This is a genomic window from Bacillus thuringiensis (assembly GCF_001595725.1).
In the GTDB taxonomy this organism is placed as follows: Bacteria; Bacillota; Bacilli; order Bacillales; family Bacillaceae_G; genus Bacillus_A; species Bacillus_A thuringiensis_K.
This window is the reverse complement of sequence record NZ_CP014282.1, coordinates 2,992,966-3,011,520: the sequence shown is the minus strand read 5'-3', so window position 1 is coordinate 3,011,520 and position 18,555 is coordinate 2,992,966. Positions and strand designations below refer to the sequence as shown.

Here is an 18,555-nt window from a genome sequence, read left to right as displayed (position 1 = left end):
TTAATATGTTAATTTCGCTGAGTTCATCAACACTGTTAACATTATTTTTTATGGCGCTTAGTGCTTCTTGGCTAAGTGGATTATTGTTTTTAAATGCAAGGATGCCTTTACGTTTTGTTCATATCCATATTGGTATCGCTGCTTTGCCTTCATTGATTTCTTTACTCGCACTTGTTAATAACAATGGAGATAGAGTTGTAGGGCCTTGGCATCTAGATACTTTAGCTTGGTTAATGGCTTTCTTTGTTCTTACAATTGGTTTAATCATTCAGCGTTTTTCTGTACGTTACTTAATGGGAGACCGCTCATATCGAAAATACTTTGTACTTTTTACATTTACTACAGGTGTATCTTCGGTTGCATGGTTAAGTGATGATTTTCGCTTAATGCTCATTTGTTGGGGAGCAACGCTTATAGGATTGGTTCTACTCATAGGGCTAAATAAAGGGTGGAAAGTAGTTAGTGAAGCGACAAAAATCTCTGGCTATTTATTTACAATAAGTTGGATTGCGTTGCTATCAGCTATCATTTGGCTTTTTCAAGTAACAGGACAGTGGCAATTAACATCAGTTTTAACGAATGAAAATGTAGCGCTACATGGAACATTGGAGGGAACAGGAATTAACTTATTAATTATATTAGCGGTAATGATTCCAGCAGCACAATGGCCTTTTCAAAGATGGTTAATTGAGTCTGCTGTTGCTCCAACTCCTGTTTCTGCTATTATGCATGCGGGTTTAGTAAATGCTGGTGGTATCATGTTAACTAGATTTTCGCCTCTTTTTCATGATGATATTGCACAAATCATTTTACTTATTTTCTCTAGTATTTCTGTCTTAATCGGAACAGGAATTAGTTTAGTCCAAGTTGATTATAAACGTCAGCTAGTAGGTTCAACTATTGCGCAAATGGGATTTATGCTTATTCAATGTGCATTAGGCGCCTATTTAGCGGCTGTTATTCATTTAATTTTACATGGTTTGTTTAAAGCTACACTGTTTTTACAAGCTGGTTCTTCAGTGCAACGTTTTGGGGTAGTGAATCAGTCTAATGAAAAAATGCCCAATTTATGGATTATATTCGGGCGTGTTTTAGGATTATTTATAGCAATTACTTTCTGGTTTATGACTTCTGGAGAGGGATATCAACTAGTTAGTGCGTTAATCTTAGGCTGGTCACTTTACTTTTCATGGAAACAGCTTGTTGTTTTTGGAGAGGGAAGAATGGGACGAATTGCTGGCTTAATTGTTTTGATTGGATTTTCTCTCATTTACTTTACTGTTCATAATTCTCTTTATAAATGGTTGCATACTGACATTTATCAAAGTGTTCAACCTTCAGTTCCAGCCGTTATCTTTGTTATATGTATTTTACTATTTAGTAGTGCTATTAGTACTTTCGTTACTCGTAATCAATCTTCTACTTTATTCGCTGTACTTTATCTTTGGTTAGTTCGAGTAGGTGAGGCGAGAAGAAAGTCAGTAGAAAGTCACCCAAGCTATCTGAAACATTATGTATCAAAGGGAGGTAATTCGTGATGAGCATAACGTCAATATTAAAGAAAAATACAAACATTGATATGCAAGAAAATAATATAAATGATTTAGTTGCATCTGCTAGCCGAGTGATTGCACCACTTTGGCCTATCTCTACGTTTGCAGCTCACCACCCTTGGATGGGACTTGAAAAGCAATCATTTGAACAAGTCGCAAATTGGTTAAAAGAAGCTCGTAATGTGGATATTTATCCTAGTGCCTCCATGATTCATTCGGCAAAAGCGAAAGGTGAGATTGAGGAATCATTTTTACAAAGTAGTTTGTCTCGTTGGCTGGATTCACAATCTTTTCATATTCCGCGAGAGAAAGCAGAGCGATTTTGCCAAGCAGCTTTAAAGTTAGAGAAATTACCTTCTAGTCTATTATCATCGCCAGAATTAAATAAACTGGCAGACGAAATGAGTTATATAAATACAGGGAGTATGAAAGCCTCTGTTATGCAGCCAATAAGTTCGCTTATAGAGAATCACAATAGTGAAAACCTATCTGTTATTCTTAATTATCATATCATTAAATGGTGTAAATTATATCTTGATGACTCCGGATCAAGTTGGACGATGCCAAATCGAGAGAAAGGTTTTTATCGTGCATGGCAACACCTTATTAAATTTGATCCAGCGCTCAGTAAAAATGAGCGTAAAGTTTTAAAAGATTGGCCACAAGATGCCCAAGTAGCTTTAGCGAGAGCATTATCTGAACTAGGAATTTCTGAATCTAACATACAAGCTTACCTTGAAGGGCACTTACTTTCTTTGCCTGGATGGGCAGGAATGATACGATGGCGCTCACAACAATCAATTCAGGAACATGAACTCCTAATAGAATATTTAGCAGTTCGAATTTCTATGGAGCTGGCTATTGCAAAACCTTATTTACCTTTAAAACATCAAAAGGTTGAGAAAAAAGTTGCACTCGTCCCGCTTATAGCTTCTTGGGTCTATATTTCAACACGGGAATGGTTACAAATGCCTGCTGCTGAACAAAGCGAATTGTTAGCATTTGCATATCGTTTTGATGAAAATATTCGCAGAAAACTTTGGCTCGAAGCTTGGGAACAGACGCATGCAGAGCAATTAAGGGAGAAGATTTCTTCTAAACAGCGTGTAACTAATGATAAAAAGCATGTATTAGCTCAATTAGCATTTTGTATTGATGTACGTTCAGAACCGTTTCGTCGCCACTTAGAAAAACTAGGTCCGTTTGAAACGTTTGGAATAGCTGGTTTCTTTGGATTACCAATTGCGACTAGTGAACTAGGTAGTAATGACAGCCATCCTTCTTTGCCAGTTATATTAAAACCGAAGCATCAAATAAAAGAGCTCACAGATGAAAACGAATTTAAATCTTATGAGCAACGTAAGAGGGTAGGCAGTTCGGTGCGTTATACATTTAAAACGATGAAACAGAACGTACTGACAAGTATGGCGCTACCTGAGTTAAGTGGTCCTTTACTTGGTCTACAGATGGTGACAAGAAGCTTTGTCCCAAGAGGAGTTGGTGGTTTCATTCGTAACCTTCGTAAAACTATGTTACAAAAACCTGATACAACATTCTCGCTTAATCATGTTCATGACACAAAGGGCGAGATACCTATCGGTTTTACGAAAGAAGAAAAAGTGAACTATGTGCGTCAAGCTTTAAAAATGGTGGGACTGACAGAAAAATTTGCTCCTTTAGTTGTAATGTGCGGACATAGTAGTCAAAGTACGAACAATCCTTATGCTGCAGCACTTGAGTGTGGTGCTTGTGGAGGAGCAGCAGGAGGATTCAATGCAAGAGTTTTCGCTACTTTATGTAATCTTCCAGAAGTAAGAGAGGCGTTGTCTGCTGAAGGCATTAAAATTCCTGAGGATACCATTTTTGCAGCAGCTGAACATAAAACAACAGTGGACGAATTGGAATGGATTTACGTCCCAGAACTTTCGGAAACTGCGCAAGAAGCATTTGATTGTATTGAGTCAATTATGCCAAATGTGAGCCAACATGCAAATAGAGAGCGTTTAATGCAATTACCTAATTTTAAAACGGAAATAAACAATCCTAGTAAAGAGGCACATCGATTTGCAGAAGATTGGAGTGAAATACGTCCAGAATGGGGATTAGCTCGTAATGCATCTTTTATTATCGGACAGCGTGAATTAACTCAAGATTGTGACTTAGAAGGCAGGGCTTTCCTTCATAATTATGATTGGAAACAGGATGAAAGTGGCGATATATTAGCTAACATTATTGCAGGACCAGGAACAGTTGCGCAGTGGATAAATCTACAATATTACGCATCAACTGTAGCTCCTCATTATTATGGTAGTGGAAATAAAACAACCCAAACCGTAACGGCGGGTCTCGGTGTTATGCAAGGGAATGCTAGTGACCTGTTGCCAGGCTTACCTTGGCAATCTGTTATGCAGTCAGATAGTGAGACGTATCATTCACCACTTCGGTTACTAATTGTCATTCAAGCACCTATTGAATATATAGAACGTTTGTTAAATAATGATTTCACATTTCGAGAAAAAGTTCAAAATGGATGGGTTAGACTTGCAAGTGTTGATCCAGAGGGACGCTGGAAAAACTGGTAACAATTATTATTGTTACTAGCTTAAAAGTTTCATAAATACAATAATGAAGAAGGAGTGCTCCATATGAATTCAAAGAATAAAAAAGTTTTATTATTAACAGACATTGAACACGGAATAGAGCCTAGTATACAACAAGTAACTAACATTCACCAAGAAAACATGTTGACTATACACAGCTATGATTCTGTAATTGTACATCCTTATGGAGATATAATGAGATCTATTATTATTGCTATTTATCAAGAAAATGTTAAAGAAATTTTTGTTGTCGGAATAGAGGATAAAGAAACGTCTTCAGTTAATCTACAAACTCAACGTGATTTCATAAAAGATAATATAGAATTAGACTATCTCTTTAAAAATTGCATGCCTGAATTTTCAAGTGGTAGCCTCGATGAATGGCTAAGTGGAAAAGAAAATGTTAGTGAAAATATTGAGAAGAGTATAGATATGATTTGTCATCATCCACTAGTACCGTCTGATGTTAAAGTTCATGGTTTCAAGATTGATAGAATAGGGGAAAAAGAAACGGTTGTTAAAGTTTCTGCTAATAAAGTAGTGAAACAAATGCATTCTTATGTGTAAGTTATCGATAGATAAGCAACTTTTATTTGGACTTGTGTCCTTTACAAAGAGCAAAAGAAATCTTCTATAAATGGAGATCTTTTGCTTTTTTTGTTTGGATTTTTAATGTGTTTTATACGAGACACTTAATACATAACAAAATAAAAATATATAAATTTTTGCATGAAAATTTAAATGCGGATTAGCAGGTGATAATAAAGTTAATCGTAAAATAGAAGTGTATATTGTGATTTATCCCGCTTTAACGGGCAGCCCTATTGGTGAGGGCTGATTAAAGTTTCACTTTATTTTAAGGTTATTATGAAAAAGAATGGAGATTCTTTTGTTATGAGAATAAAACAGTTAAAAACTAAAATGATATAAGAATAATTTTGATAAGAAGTATATAGTTAGAATGATTTGGAGATACAGATGGGGATATAACTATTTTATTTAGGATGGTGCACTTAAAATGGATTTACAGAAAGGGAAATTCTATTGGAACACAACTTTTTCTAATACACCTTCGTATCCTCGTTTGGACGAAGATATAAAATGTGACGTACTAATAATAGGAGCAGGAAGTTCAGGTGCTCAATCAGCATACTATTTGAGTGAATCAGATTTAAATATTGTTATCGTTGATAAAAGAAAGGTAGGACATGGAAGTAACCTTACAAATACAGCACTTATTCAATATTTAGGAGATAAGATGTTTTTTGAACTTGTAAATACATTTGGAGAAGAGTATGCAGTTAAGCATATGAAATTATGTGAACAAGCTATTAATGATATTGAATATGCTGATCAAAACTTGCCTTATTGCTCTGATTTTAAACGACGTGACAGTTTATATTATGCAAGTTATGAAGAGGATATAAAGAAATTAGAAAAAGAACTGTATTATTTACATAAGCATGATTTTAAAGCGACTTGGCTATCAGAGGAACAAATTGGACAGAGATATCCATTTAAAAAACGTGCAGCTATTTATACGTATAATGATGGTGAAATAAATCCTTATAAATTTACACATAGTTTATTAAAACAAGCTTCTAATAAAGGAGTTCAGATTTATGAAGATACAGAGATTGTTGGCAAAAAGTTAGAGAAAGAATGTGCTGTTTTTTATACAAAAGGGGGCAATTCTATTACTGCCAACAAAGTAATTGTGGCTGCAGGATATGAAGGTTTGGAATTTAAAAAGGAGAAGAACGCTACACTGATTAGCTCATATGCAATTGTGACTAATCCTGTGGAAGATTTATCTTCTTGGTATAAGCGTACTCTTATTTGGGAAACTGCGAGACCATATATTTATATGAGAACTACTGCAGATAACAGGATTATTATAGGTGGATTAGATGAAGATACAAACATTGCTCAAGAAAGAGATTCAAAATTAATTCATAAAAAAGAGAAATTAGTAAATGAATTTAATAAGCTCTTTCCAAATATAACAGTTGAACCTGAATTTTATTTAAGTGCTTTTTATGGTGGTACTCATGATGGTTTACCTATAATTGGAATGTATGAAGAGTTTCCAAATTGTCACTTTATCTATGCATATGGAGATAATGGATTAGTATATAGTATGGTACTTTCTAAAATTGTTCGAGATGTAATTATTAGCGGTTCAAGTCCGGATTTGAATTTATATTTACAAACTAGACCAAAACTAAATGAGTAAGCTGCACGTATGCAAAATCATAGTATTTAGGGTACCATATAAAAAGCGCTATTTTAAATGCATTAGTTTAATGTGACTATTTGTTATGTTTATGAATGCTTAAATAAAGCATTCATAAACAATATTATTTGTTAAATCCATTCATCTTACTAAGTTCTGTTATTTGTATAATCCATTCTTTTTTTAGGTAGGGTAGAGTTGCTTGGATATTATGATATTCCCATTCTTCCTCAATGGTAGGATAAAGGTTAAATAAGTATTTTTCTTCATCATTTGTTACACTTGCTTTAGGATTGCCACTAAGTTTAAAATAAATGTCGCACCATCCGCTATAGTTTGTTAACATAAATAAAAAATTAGGACATGTGAATTCGATGAGGTATATTTCTTTCTCTAATTGAATATCTGATAGTAATTCCCTTGCAGTTTCAAAAGTAGGCTTCTTTTGGTAACCATTGCATGAATGCCATGCCCAAATGGGTAAATCTATAATAAAGTTAATACTATTCTGTTTCATATGTCTTACAATGTATTTATATGCCGTGATATCTTCTTTACTAACAAACATAGGATTGGCTATAAGCTTATCTTCATTCAAAAGTGTATTTATAGCATTTTGGTTTTGAAAAGTCCATAGGATTGTTGAATCAATAAATGTATTTAAGTTTGATTGTGTATCAAATTGTTTTCTCATCTTTCGCTCCATTTTCTTTTTTATTTTGCAGAATTAAGAATAAATATGACTAATCGTACAATAAGAAATACCTATGCTAGATACAATTGTAAATGCTTATTTAAAGTAACAGCAAGGAATAACCTTTTTATATAGAGTGTACAATACATGCAAAACAGGATTAAAGAAGATTTTAAATATAATATGAAATAGTACAAAATAAGAATTTGATATATCTTTTATATATAAACTATTAATTGAAGTTTGTAATTACACATTATAGTTAGTATACTAACTATATAATTAGTGTACTAACTATATTGGAGGTTATATGAATAATTTAGGCTATTTATTACACAAGGTAAGTATAATGACGAAAACAGAATTATCAAATCAATTAAAAGAATATAAAATAACAGCTCAGCAATGGTCTGTGTTAAAGGATATATCTCTTTATCCAAATGGAACCACCCCGGCTATGATTGCTGAAAGGCTCTTAGCAGACCGTCCAACAGTAACCGGAATTATACAAAGATTATTGCAAAAAGAATGGATTCTTATAAAACATAATCCTAAAGATAAACGGTCACATTTAATATTTTTAACAGATGAAACTAAGGCATTAATACAGGAGATAGAAAATGTAAGCGATGAAGTTATAAAAAATGCTACAGCTAGTATTCCTAAAGAGGAAGTAGAAAATACAGTTCGAGTTTTGCAAAGTATGATTCAAAATTTACAAAAAAATAAAGGGTGATTAAAATGATTTTAGTAACAGGTGCTACAGGGAATGTAGGAAAAGAGGTTGTAAAATGCCTAATAAAAAGAAATGCTACTTTCAAAGTCACAACGCGCAGTAGAGAAACTGAAGGAGTGTATTTTGATTTTGAAAACCCCTCATCTGTAAAGGTGGCTTTAACAGGTGTTACAAAAGTCTTTCTAATAAGACCACCACATCTAGCTGATGCAAAAAAGTATTTCCAGCCTGTTGTAGATGCTGCAAAAGAAATAGGTATAAAACACATTGTATTTTTATCTTTATTAGGTGTAGAAAAAAATCCGATAGTACCTCATGCTAAAATTGAAGCTATGATAAAGGCTTCTGGGATCCCTTACACATTCCTAAGACCGAGTTTTTTTATGCAAAATTTATTATCACAACATGGTGATGAATTAAGAAATGAAAAAATAATTGAAGTACCTGCTGGTAAAGGGGAAACAAGTTTTATAGATGTACGGGATATTGGAGAAGTTGCAGCTAAAATATTAACCGAAGAGGGACATGAATTTAAAGCCTATTCTTTAACGGGAAATGAGGCATTAACATATTATGAAGTTGCTGCTATTATTTCAAAAATAATAAATAAAGATATTACTTATACAAATCCAAGTATATTTAAATTTAGAAAAAGAATGATTCAAAAGGGACTTAACAGTGACTTTATTTGGGTTATGATTGGAATATATACAACTGCAAAATTAGGGTTAGCTAAAAAAGTCACATCAGATTTATCGAATTTACTAGATAGAAGTCCAATAACCATGGAAACGTTTGTTTATGATTACAAAGAATTATTAATATAATAATGCAAAAGCAAAAAAGAAGATTATTCACATAAAGAATCTATTATGTTTTAAGAGTAAGAAAGGATAGCCATGCAAAATAAAATTATCGTTATGTTTCAAAAAGATTTTCGCTTATATGATAACCCAGCTCTATTTGAAGCTGTTCAGTCTGGTGAGGTTCTTCCTGTATATATACAAGATGAAACTTTTTCAATAGGAAGTGCGGCAAAGTGGTGGTTGCACCATGCTATAATAGATATAAAGAAGCAACTTGAGGCATTGGGTTCTACTTTAATAATCCGCAAAGGAAATACACAGGAAGAAATACTTTCTCTCATAAAACAATTAGATATAACGGCTGTATATTGGAATAGTTGTTATGATCCAGACAGGTTAAAATCTAATCAAAAAATGAAAATGATATTAGAAGATAAAGGTATTATTTGTAAGGAATTTAATTCGCATTTATTATTAGAACCTTGGATTATAAAAAAGAAGGATAACACTGAATATAAGGTGTTTACACCTTTTTACAATGCATTTCAAAAGCAGGTAATACCTAAACCTACTAGCAAAGTGCAGAGTATAAAGTGGGGAAGCTCTTTACCAGCAAGCTTATCTGTTTCAGAATTACACTTGTTGCCGACTATACCGTGGACATCTCATATGGAAGCAATATGGGATCCGACAGAAGAAGGGGCATATAAAGTATTTAAGAAATTTTTCTCTAGCAAATTAGCCTTTTATAGTGAAGGAAGAGATTTTCCAAATCAAAATGCTCATTCGATGTTGGCGCCATATCTTTCATTTGGCCAAATATCAGTGAAGTTAATGTATCACTACTTAATAAATAAAAGTACCGAAAGACAATGTAGTCTTTTTGAAAAACAAGTGATTAGTTTTATACGCCAATTAATTTGGAGAGAGTTTTCTTATTATTTGCTATATCACTATCCGTTTACAGTATATAAACCTCTTAATAAAAACTTTGAACATTTTCCATGGAATAAGGAAGAGGAGTTATTAAGAGTATGGCAGAAAGGTGAAACTGGTTATCCGTTTATTGATGCGGGAATGCGGGAGCTTTGGCAAACAGGTTTTATGCATAATCGGGCAAGAATGGCTGTAGCCTCTTTTCTTGTAAAGCATTTGTTAATTTCGTGGCAGGAAGGAGCAAAATGGTTTATGGATACACTACTAGATGCGGATATTGCAAATAATACAATGGGATGGCAATGGGTTGCTGGAAGTGGAGCAGATGCATCACCGTACTTTCGTATTTTTAATCCTATCACACAAGGAGAAAAGTTTGATAAAAATGGAGAGTATATAAGAAAATGGGTACCAGAATTAAGAGATATACCGAATAAGTATATACATAAACCTTGGGAAGCACCTGAGCATATTTTGCAAAAAGCCAATATAAAACTTGGTCATACATATCCTTTGCCAGTTGTTGATCATAAGGCAGCACGGGAGAGAGCACTTTGTGCATATAAAAGTATGAAAGAACTTGTATAAAATAAATGAATCAATATAAATTTCATATGTAAAGGTTACAATGCAAAGTATAGGAATATCTATTTACACATTAAAGTTTTATTCATTGAAAGAGCACACGAATCAAATAGAGTTTCTAAAACCTTCTATTAAAAAAGGAGAATGTTTATGAAAAAATCTAGTATTATAGTATTTTTACTAACATATGGTTTGTTTTATGTTTCTAGTATTTTATTTCCTATTGATCGTGCTTGGTATGATGCGTTAGAAAAGCCGTCTTGGACACCTCCTGGTATGACAATCGGCATAGTTTGGGCTGTATTATATGGACTCATTGCATTATCAGTTGCAATTATTTACAACAAATATGGATTTAAGCCAAAAACATTTTGGTTTATATTCCTTTTAAATTATATGTGCAATCAAGCGTTCAGCTATTTTCAATTCAGTCAAAAGAATTTGTTTTTAGCAACAGTAGATTGTTTACTTGTCGCTATTACGACGTTACTTCTCATAGCGGTTTCTTCCAAATTATCTAAAGTATCGACATGGTTGCTAATTCCGTATTTTTTATGGTCTGCATTTGCTACATATTTATCTTGGGCAATTTATAGTATAAATTAAAGACGGAACTAAAAACTTGAGCATAATAAAAATGCTCGAGTTTTTATGTGTGTTAATGATAATCTAAAATATGGAATATATACATCTTAGGGAGGTCATCCTTGTGAAGAAATGGATAAAAATTACGCTGTACTCTTTACTAGCTATTTTAATTATAGGAAGTATTACTTTTTTGACTTGGTCTCAGTTTACTTATAAACCGACGAAAGAGGCTTTGTCGTTAGTAGATGATAAAAAAGATGAAGATCATATCGTTTTTGGAGCGAAAGATGCGAAAGTAGGGGTTATTTTTTATCAAGGAGCTAAAGTAGAAGCTGAGGCTTATAGTTACTTAGGAGAAGCTCTTGCAAAAAATGGGCACTTTGTAGTAATGCCTAAGTTACCATTAAATTTAGCGATACTTGGAATAAATGAGGTAGACAGTGTAATTGAAAAGTATCCGGAAGTTCAAAAATGGTATGTTGCAGGGCATTCAATGGGAGGAGCTATGATTTCTAAGTATGCCTTCCAACATGAAGACAAGGTAGACGGGATCATTTTCTTAGGTTCGTATCCTGCAGATGACTTTTCTACAAAATCGATTCCAATGTTATCAATTTATGGGGAAGTAGATGCTTTAGCAACTGTAGAAAAAATAGAGAACAATAAAAAGTTAATGTCGAAAAATAAAACTATGCACATGATAAAAGGGGGCAATCATGCTCATTTTGGCATGTATGGTGAGCAAAAAGGTGATAATGCTAGTTTAATTACGTCAAAAGCACAACGAGATGAAACAGTGAAAGTAATTGAAGAATGGTTATTGAAACAATGATAACAAATTTAATAAATCTACCGAAAGAATTTTCCCGACGGTAGATGGGAGAGATAATAAAGAGCCAAAACGTACGAATTGGCTCTTTTATTTATTTGCTATCTCCAATTGTCCCCTTATTTTCTCCGGAATATCCTCTTTAGAAATAATATCGTAAGAATACACATACTTTCCTTTCACATGAATTTTTAAGTAAGTTTTTCTTATAAAATCATTAGGGGTGCTAGTTCCTACTGTATATTTTTTCTCATTCCCTGATTCATCAACACCTTTTATGGTGTACATAGCTCGTCCTTTATGATGATAATCTGGAACACCATATCCTTTCGCAACGGCGTATACATTTTTTTCTTCAGCAATCGGATTAAATCTGTCTAAATCCCCGCGTAATATGAAAGGTAGTAAGTATATAGGGAGGCCTATTCCTAATATGCAAATTACAAATTTTCTCATTATCGTTTCTCCTCTTGTTCATTTACATCATTCAGTATAGAAAAAAATTCTTATAAATATAGAGGGAAATTCCTTAAAGTTTTCTTAATAAAGTTTCACCTTGTGAAAAAAACTAAATTGAGCATTAAGCTTCCGGAATGAATAACCAAATAACTTGTTTTCTTTATTTTTTGATATTTCTTAAGAACCTATCAAGAAATAAGTGAGTTTTAGTATTTAGAATAAATGTATCTTACAGTAATAAGAGAATTATCTAAATAAATGATAGTGAGAACAATTAAAGAAAGCATCTAGTGGGGTGCTTTTTTCTTTTGAAACAGAGAATCTCATGGGTCGGTTACATGTAATTTAGTGCTGTGCTTCTAAGTCCTTGGAAAATTCAATGATAAAAAAGAGGGGGAAGGCATTTTTTATTGAAGTTTGTTAATGATAGATTTTTAATTAGTTAGGGGGGATCGTAAAATAGATTATTAATCTCTTTGATAATTTTTATTTTCCTTATAGTTGGCATACTGTATTAGAAATTTTAAATTTTGAAAGGAGAATCAATAAGTATGGGTAAGAAAAGAAGAATAAGTAATAAGTTATTACTTGTCGGTGCAATTTTTACAATAGCAATTCCCTCAGTTTCATATGCGGAGGAAGTAATTTCACCTGAAAATTTTAAGAGTTCTTCAAATTTGTATGAGGGACGGAATACGACAGTATTGAAAACAAGCTTATATCCTGATACATATAATTATCCGTTTAACCAACAATTTATTTCGAAATTAAAGGAAGCAAACACAACTATAAAAAAAGTAGACAAAAGAGATGATGAAAATCCTATTATATCTACTACTCTTTCATTTATTCGCCATATGAATAGTGAAGATTATAAATCTGCATTTGATTTAACCTCAAGGTCATTACAGAAAATAATATCCGAAGAATGGCTGAAGAGCTATTGGGAGGGACTCCCAGTGCAATTACAAGCAGGTTCTTTTATAGAAATTGGAGAGGTTACACAAAAAGAGACAAATCCTGTTCATACAAATGTGGAGATTCAATTAGTTTTTGAAAAAATGACTGTACCTTTACTAATTAAACTAGATCCATCTGGAAAAATAGACGATTTTCAACTCAGCATGTCGTTTAGTCCTGTTGCAGAGCGTCCATCATATAGTAAGCCTGAATCATTTGTTGATAAAGAAGTAGTAGTTGGAAGTGGTGCATTTCCATTACCAGGAACATTGTCGGTTCCAAAAGGAAATGGTCCTTTTCCAGCGGTTATTCTTGTTCAAGGATCAGGAGCAACTGATCAGGATGAAACAGCGTTTGCTTTAAAACCATTTCGCGATTTAGCTGAAGGTCTTGCATCGAAGGGAATTGCTGTCCTTCGCTATAATAAACGAACGTATGAACATGGGTTGAAAACACAATTCAGTCCCTTTTATACAGTTGATAAAGAGACAACAGATGATGCTCTTCTTGTAACTCAATTTCTTAAAAATGAGCCTCTAATAAATAAGAATCAAATATATATTCTTGGTCATAGTCAAGGTGGAATGATGCTTCCGAAAATGATTGAAAAAGACCAAAATAAAAATATTGCTGGAGCAATTGTAATGGGAGGGCCAGCTCGTACAATCCAAGACGTTGTTTTAGATCAATTTGAGTATCTTTTTTCTATTGGAGCAATGAACCTGGATCAATATAAATTCTACAAATCGCAATTTGAATTATTAAATGATCCCAATTTCTCTGGGCAGAATCCCCCAAAAGATTTTTACTTAGGATCAGCAGTATTTTGGGATTCTCTTCGGAAAATTAAAGCAGCAGAAATGTCAAAAGAACAAAAGACACCACTTCTTATTATTCAAGGAGAAAGAGACTATCAAGTTCAATCAAAAATCGAAATTCCTCTTTGGAAAGAACAATTAAAAGAACGAGATAACGTTGATTATCAGCTATATCCAAAGTTAAATCATTTCTTTACAGAAGGTGATGGAGAAATAAGTAAACCAGATGAATATTATAGTCCTGCTAATATTCCTGAGTATGTTATAAATGATATTGCTGCTTGGGTGCAAGGAAAATCGCAATTAAATTAGTAACTATATGTTTTAATAAAGACTTTCTTTCTGTCATCAAACTAGAAACATTATTAGATTATATGTTTTTTAGCACTCTTTTAAAAAGAGTGTTTTTTTATTTTCCTTTGATTTAATTAACGAAAAAAAATATCTTGTACTCCTTTTGTAACGTTTTTTAAATAGAAATTTTCTATAAAACAATGGGCTTACCTTCCAAACAAAGCGTTATTTGTAACACTGTTATCAAAGCAAAGTGTTCGTGACATTTCTATGATATTCAAAAGCATTAATAACTTATTGTATGAAGTTTTTTGAAAATTTAGGTTTAACATCTTTAAAATAGGTGTATTACATATTACATAACAACTAAATAAAAAAATCTAAAGGAGGAAAGATACCATGTATAAGAATGAAAGAAAACCGGTGGTTTATGAATATCAAAATGAACAGGAAGTAGTTATGAAAGTAAAAGAGCTAGAATTGCAAGGGATTCACCAAGATGACATTTACGTCTTAACACATGAAAAACATATAACAAAAAAGATTGCAGATGATACAAACACAAATACGATTGGAGTAAAAGAACAAGGATTGGGCACAAGTATTATCAATTTTTTCTCCAAAAAAGGAGACGAACTTCGAAATCAAATGGAAGAAATGGGGTTGTCGAAGGAGGAAGCTAATTTATATGAAGAAAAATTAGATCAAGGGAAGATTTTACTCCTAGTAACAGCTGAAACACCAACGGCGAGTGATAGGCAGCTGCAAAACTATCATTCTCTCTAATAGCTTGCAACATCTGATAAATAGATAAGTTAATTGTTTTAGGTTGTAGCATGGAAGAAAATAAAAGTAGAGAAGGGTGAGAAAAATGAAACATACAATATTTAAATATGCTGTGATTGGGATTACGACTGGAGTCATAGTCTCCCTATTAAAAAAAGAAAATCGGAAAGCTATACAAACAAAAGGAAAAAGCATAAAAGAAAAACTACAAGAAGGAAACATAAAGGAAACATTAGAGAAGGTAACTGAGACAAGTAAACAATTCTCTGCAACTGCAGCTAATGTTGCAAAACAAACATTACCACAATTGCTTACAGCCACACCAGTTGTCATTTCTACCATTAAAGACTTAACAGAGAACGAAAATAACAAAAAGAAAACAGATGAAAAGGATTACGAAATAAATGAAAATAGTAAGAACTTAGATGGGGAAAAAACGAAAAATGAAAAGAAATATGTGAAAGAAGGGAAAGAAGAGAGTGCCTAGATGTAACTCTAAAAATAGAAAGTGAGGAAAAAAGTATGAAATCTCTGTATGCAATTGATGTAGGAATTGGCTTTACCAAAAGGGCATATCGACAGGATGTAGATTCTGAGATGACGATCAAGAGTGAAGCTTCCACACTAGCCCCTGTACCTAATCATGCTGAAAGTGAAGATTTAACAAAGGTAAGTTTTATAGACTTAGATTTTGCATACTATATGGGAAATGAAGCACATCAATCTGACGCTTCGTTTCTTCCTCCATTTGACGAAGAAATAGAAAATTATTATGAAAGCGAACGATTTAAACAACAAATATTTGGTTGCATTGCAAAGGATTATAAAGAAAATGTCGTGTTACCTCTAGTTGTTACCGGGCTTCCCATCACTTGTTTTGGTAGTCAGCAGGAGCAATTACAACGTGCACTAAAAAAAGAAACTTCCGTGCAAATTGATGGGAAATTTATTAATATTACGGTGGAAAATGCTTTGATTCTTCAGCAACCGGTCGCTTTACATGCCTATTTCTTAAAAGAGGGAATCATTCAGGAACGAGATCGCATCTTAATTATTGATGGCGGATTTCGTACATTAGAAATGACAGATATGAAACAGAATCTCATTTTAAATCATTATGAGACGGAACTAGGATGTAGCAAGCCTTTGAAAAATATTAAGAATATCGTGCAGAATCATACGGATGAAAGTAATCAATTGCATATTAACGACATGCCAAACATATTAGAAAAAGGATATGAATGTCGAGAAGAAAATCATGAGACAAGTCAGGTTCATACTTTGATTCAAAAAGAGTTGGATGCACATTTCCAAGACGTCATGCGTGTATTACAAGAACAATTTAAGTTAGAACAGTATGATACTATTATTTGGACAGGAGGAATAGTAGATCTCCACAAAAAACGAATTGAAAAAATGCAAGGTGAAATTTCTTCTTTCCGTATGGTAGACGCTTCGAAAGAGGCTGCACTTCATGGATACTACATTATTGGGAGTCAAGTATTTGAAGACATCACAAATCAATCTGCATATGAATCCAAATTATAATAACGACTGAAATGGAGTTCGTTGAATAGACGTGCCAAATTATGTAGCTTCTTTTCCACATATAATAAATTATTTATAAGAAAAGATAAAAAGTGCTTGTATAGAGGAAATGTTTAAAATTGAGAATAAAAATAACTAATATATAGGGGGTCTTTCTTTTAAAAGAATAAGACCTCCTATGCCATTTATTATCTAAACACTTTTCCTCCAAGATATGAATACCTACATACAAATTTCATATTACGGATATGATTCGATCAAACATAAAACTATTTAGAAAGGAAGAATAATATGGAATGCATAAAAATGACGAAATGGAGTTGGTATCATGTGAAAACTAGTGAGCTTGAAAAACTTTCTTCTATAATCCCTCGTGATATAACATCTTATTTCTCTCAATTTGTAAAGAAAATAAGTTCTCCTTGTGAAAATGGATTATATGTTTATACGTTATCACCAAGTCAAACTTGTGTATATGGTTCGTTTTTATATGATCAAGATAAAAAGGAGGCCAAAATTCAAAAATTTCTTCATTATTTCGTAGCTCATGGAATACTGATAACAGTTCAGGAAAAAGAGGAAGAGGACTTCCAAAAATTAATACATAATTTCCCTATGGGTACAAAAAATTGTAACACTTCCGCTGAAGGATTATGTGCTATCTTATCAATGTTTATATCTCATTATTTGCGAAAGGTTGACTACTTTGAAAACAATTTCAGAAATGTATTATGGGATTTTTATCATCATAATAACATAGCAGTTTTAGAAAGGATTTATCATATTCGTCATGAATTATTTATGAACACACATGTGTTTCGCTTAATACAAGAAGTGTTACAAGGATTGGAGGAAGCTTGGTTAGAAAAACTAACAAGCACCCTTTGTTATAAACAAACACACGTAAAATTAGAGCGTGGATTACAACTTGTTAAAGAGTACCAAGAAGAATTAGACACGATGATTCATTTACAAGAAGTTGTTTCTTCTCATCGTGGGAATGAAATTATGAAAGCTCTTACTGTATTAACTGCTGTGAGTACGCCTTTGACAGCCTTAGGAGCATTATGGGGTATGAATTTTAAATACATGCCTGAACTAGAATGGAAATATAGCTATTTAATCGCTCTCTTATTTATTATTTTCACAACAGGGGGTATGTATTTGTATATGCGGGTAAAAGGATGGACAGGTGATTTATTACGAGTAAAGAAAAAAAAATCTTTTTTTAAATCAAATTAATCTTGTTTTATAAAACATATGATAGATATATGGTTAGTAATATTTATTAATTGGGGTAGTGCCATATCCTCACCAAGTTAAAATTTTGATGTCCCCGCAATGATAAAAATGGTGAATATTTATATGAAAGATTAGAGCTCTCCTTCTTGTAAGAGAGCTCTAATCTTTGTTTAAAAACTATATTATATACATAGGCAGACTCATCATCTGAAATTTGTTCCGATTCAATTTAGAATATGACAAAAGAGAACTTGCGTTAGACAACAAGCTCTCTTTAAAAGAAATAACGTAATTGAGATACTTATATAGTAACAATTGTTTTCTTCTAATTCCATATGTCTTATGTTGAGAAATAAATTATAAGTGGCTTGATAACGCTAAAATGAATGATTGACATAATATTTTGACGATAATATAATAAATCTCGAATTCAAGATAACTTGTAAAGGATTGGGAATTATGAGCGTGATTAACGATGAGAGCCTATATTTAAAGTTATTTGTTATATTATGAAGGGAATTACAGTCAATCACTAAATGTATTGCAAAGGATATAAAAAATTATGGACTTAATCCAACTGAATTTGCAGTGCGTGAGCTACTATACAGTAAAGATAATCAGCTTATGCAAAAACTTGGAGACAAAATATTACTTGCAAGTAGTAGTATCACCTATGCGTCAAATATTTCAGAAGGTATTGAATTAATGGACACTATTTTTCCTTAGCATAAAGGGGGATTCGGCAAATATTTGATAGTTTGGACTATATGGAGAAAAAATGATAATTAAACAGTTGAAAAAGTTAGGATGTTACACACAGAAATTGTAAGTTTTTAGAGGTTATTTCTGCTTAGTAATATCCTAATTAAATATAAATTAAATAAA

General features: G+C 32.6%; 16 protein-coding genes and 2 pseudogenes. 15 read left to right on the top strand and 3 right to left on the bottom strand.

Going from position 1 to position 18,555, the window contains the following annotated elements; all coding sequences use genetic code 11:
* Nucleotides 1-5: 5 nt before the first annotated feature.
* From AXW78_RS15170 to AXW78_RS15155, 4 genes are all read left to right on the top strand, one after another.
* A complete protein-coding gene (locus AXW78_RS15170; RefSeq protein WP_061884358.1) occupies nt 6-1,538 on the top strand; it encodes an NADH dehydrogenase subunit 5 in 1,533 nt (510 codons plus the stop codon).
* Nucleotides 1,538-4,135 carry a DUF2309 domain-containing protein gene (locus AXW78_RS15165; RefSeq protein WP_061884357.1) on the top strand — a complete coding sequence of 866 codons (2,598 nt, stop codon included), beginning with the start codon at nt 1,538-1,540 and terminating at the stop codon, nt 4,133-4,135. Before AXW78_RS15170 ends, AXW78_RS15165 begins: the two co-directional genes overlap by 1 nt.
* 63 nt (nt 4,136-4,198) lie before the next feature.
* Nucleotides 4,199-4,720, top strand: a complete 522-nt coding sequence (locus AXW78_RS15160) for a carbonic anhydrase (RefSeq protein WP_061884356.1) — start codon at nt 4,199-4,201, stop codon at nt 4,718-4,720.
* Nucleotides 4,721-5,171: 451 nt separating this feature from the next.
* The gene (locus AXW78_RS15155; protein WP_000365626.1) at nt 5,172-6,389 is read left to right on the top strand and encodes an NAD(P)/FAD-dependent oxidoreductase; all 1,218 of its coding nucleotides are present in this window, start codon (nt 5,172-5,174) and stop codon (nt 6,387-6,389) included.
* Nucleotides 6,390-6,513: 124 nt separating this feature from the next.
* Here the strand turns inward: AXW78_RS15155 and AXW78_RS15150 are convergent, their stop codons facing one another.
* Nucleotides 6,514-7,083: a DUF3841 domain-containing protein gene (locus AXW78_RS15150; RefSeq protein ID WP_001231208.1), complete on the bottom strand. Its 570-nt coding sequence runs from the start codon at nt 7,081-7,083 to the stop codon at nt 6,514-6,516.
* 310 nt (nt 7,084-7,393) lie between these two features.
* Between AXW78_RS15150 and AXW78_RS15145 the strand changes: the two genes are divergently transcribed.
* The 5 genes from AXW78_RS15145 (at nt 7,394) to AXW78_RS15125 (ending at nt 11,566) form a co-directional block, all read left to right on the top strand.
* Nucleotides 7,394-7,819, top strand: coding sequence for a MarR family winged helix-turn-helix transcriptional regulator (locus AXW78_RS15145; RefSeq protein WP_001061039.1), 426 nt, complete (start codon nt 7,394-7,396; stop codon nt 7,817-7,819).
* A 5-nt stretch (nt 7,820-7,824) separates the two neighbouring features.
* Complete coding sequence (locus AXW78_RS15140) at nt 7,825-8,646, top strand: SDR family oxidoreductase (RefSeq protein WP_061884355.1); 822 nt, start codon at nt 7,825-7,827, stop codon at nt 8,644-8,646.
* 72 nt (nt 8,647-8,718) lie between these two features.
* Entirely contained in the window at nt 8,719-10,149 is a 1,431-nt protein-coding gene (locus AXW78_RS15135) for a cryptochrome/photolyase family protein (RefSeq protein ID WP_061884354.1), read from the top strand.
* A gap of 147 nt (nt 10,150-10,296) precedes the next feature.
* Nucleotides 10,297-10,752 (top strand): TspO/MBR family protein, encoded by a 456-nt coding sequence (locus AXW78_RS15130; protein WP_061884353.1) that lies wholly within the window; start codon nt 10,297-10,299, stop codon nt 10,750-10,752.
* A 103-nt stretch (nt 10,753-10,855) separates the two neighbouring features.
* Complete coding sequence (locus AXW78_RS15125; protein ID WP_061884352.1) at nt 10,856-11,566, top strand: alpha/beta hydrolase; 711 nt, start codon at nt 10,856-10,858, stop codon at nt 11,564-11,566.
* A gap of 87 nt (nt 11,567-11,653) precedes the next feature.
* Here the strand turns inward: AXW78_RS15125 and AXW78_RS15120 are convergent, their stop codons facing one another.
* A complete protein-coding gene (locus AXW78_RS15120; RefSeq protein ID WP_061884351.1) occupies nt 11,654-12,019 on the bottom strand; it encodes a YxeA family protein in 366 nt (121 codons plus the stop codon).
* A gap of 554 nt (nt 12,020-12,573) precedes the next feature.
* Between AXW78_RS15120 and AXW78_RS15115 the strand changes: the two genes are divergently transcribed.
* A complete protein-coding gene (locus AXW78_RS15115) occupies nt 12,574-14,112 on the top strand; it encodes an alpha/beta hydrolase (protein WP_061884350.1) in 1,539 nt (512 codons plus the stop codon).
* A 116-nt stretch (nt 14,113-14,228) separates the two neighbouring features.
* Here AXW78_RS15115 and AXW78_RS34895 read toward each other — a convergent pair.
* Nucleotides 14,229-14,381, bottom strand: a pseudogene (locus AXW78_RS34895) (acyl dehydratase).
* A 112-nt stretch (nt 14,382-14,493) separates the two neighbouring features.
* On the opposite strand from AXW78_RS34895, the gene AXW78_RS15110 reads away from it, so the two are divergent.
* The 5 genes and pseudogenes from AXW78_RS15110 to AXW78_RS34890 all read left to right on the top strand — a co-directional run bounded on the left by AXW78_RS15110 (nt 14,494) and on the right by AXW78_RS34890 (nt 18,499).
* The gene (locus AXW78_RS15110; protein ID WP_000277579.1) at nt 14,494-14,880 is read left to right on the top strand and encodes a YflT domain-containing protein; all 387 of its coding nucleotides are present in this window, start codon (nt 14,494-14,496) and stop codon (nt 14,878-14,880) included.
* An 85-nt stretch (nt 14,881-14,965) separates the two neighbouring features.
* On the top strand, nt 14,966-15,367 hold the full coding sequence (locus AXW78_RS15105) for a hypothetical protein (protein ID WP_000683208.1): 402 nt from the start codon (nt 14,966-14,968) through the stop codon (nt 15,365-15,367).
* 35 nt (nt 15,368-15,402) lie between these two features.
* On the top strand, nt 15,403-16,428 hold the full coding sequence (locus AXW78_RS15100; RefSeq protein ID WP_000839438.1) for a ParM/StbA family protein: 1,026 nt from the start codon (nt 15,403-15,405) through the stop codon (nt 16,426-16,428).
* A gap of 291 nt (nt 16,429-16,719) precedes the next feature.
* Entirely contained in the window at nt 16,720-17,670 is a 951-nt protein-coding gene (locus tag AXW78_RS15095; RefSeq protein ID WP_000388920.1) for a magnesium transporter CorA family protein, read from the top strand.
* 459 nt (nt 17,671-18,129) lie between these two features.
* A pseudogene (locus tag AXW78_RS34890) lies at nt 18,130-18,499 on the top strand (MarR family transcriptional regulator).
* The last annotated feature ends 56 nt before the right edge of the window (nt 18,500-18,555 follow it).

What these genes read in the sequence shown, in the direction of transcription:
- AXW78_RS15170 (WP_061884358.1), top strand. Translation starts at nt 6, where the DNA reads ATGTTAATTTCGCTGAGTTCATCAACACTGTTAACATTATTTTTTATG.
- AXW78_RS15165 (WP_061884357.1), top strand. Translation starts at nt 1,538, where the DNA reads ATGAGCATAACGTCAATATTAAAGAAAAATACAAACATTGATATGCAA.
- AXW78_RS15160 (WP_061884356.1), top strand. Translation starts at nt 4,199, where the DNA reads ATGAATTCAAAGAATAAAAAAGTTTTATTATTAACAGACATTGAACAC.
- AXW78_RS15155 (WP_000365626.1), top strand. Translation starts at nt 5,172, where the DNA reads ATGGATTTACAGAAAGGGAAATTCTATTGGAACACAACTTTTTCTAAT.
- AXW78_RS15150 (WP_001231208.1), bottom strand. Translation starts at nt 7,083, where the DNA reads ATGAGAAAACAATTTGATACACAATCAAACTTAAATACATTTATTGAT.
- AXW78_RS15145 (WP_001061039.1), top strand. Translation starts at nt 7,394, where the DNA reads ATGAATAATTTAGGCTATTTATTACACAAGGTAAGTATAATGACGAAA.
- AXW78_RS15140 (WP_061884355.1), top strand. Translation starts at nt 7,825, where the DNA reads ATGATTTTAGTAACAGGTGCTACAGGGAATGTAGGAAAAGAGGTTGTA.
- AXW78_RS15135 (WP_061884354.1), top strand. Translation starts at nt 8,719, where the DNA reads ATGCAAAATAAAATTATCGTTATGTTTCAAAAAGATTTTCGCTTATAT.
- AXW78_RS15130 (WP_061884353.1), top strand. Translation starts at nt 10,297, where the DNA reads ATGAAAAAATCTAGTATTATAGTATTTTTACTAACATATGGTTTGTTT.
- AXW78_RS15120 (WP_061884351.1), bottom strand. Translation starts at nt 12,019, where the DNA reads ATGAGAAAATTTGTAATTTGCATATTAGGAATAGGCCTCCCTATATAC.
- AXW78_RS15115 (WP_061884350.1), top strand. Translation starts at nt 12,574, where the DNA reads ATGGGTAAGAAAAGAAGAATAAGTAATAAGTTATTACTTGTCGGTGCA.
- AXW78_RS15110 (WP_000277579.1), top strand. Translation starts at nt 14,494, where the DNA reads ATGTATAAGAATGAAAGAAAACCGGTGGTTTATGAATATCAAAATGAA.
- AXW78_RS15105 (WP_000683208.1), top strand. Translation starts at nt 14,966, where the DNA reads ATGAAACATACAATATTTAAATATGCTGTGATTGGGATTACGACTGGA.
- AXW78_RS15100 (WP_000839438.1), top strand. Translation starts at nt 15,403, where the DNA reads ATGAAATCTCTGTATGCAATTGATGTAGGAATTGGCTTTACCAAAAGG.
- AXW78_RS15095 (WP_000388920.1), top strand. Translation starts at nt 16,720, where the DNA reads ATGGAATGCATAAAAATGACGAAATGGAGTTGGTATCATGTGAAAACT.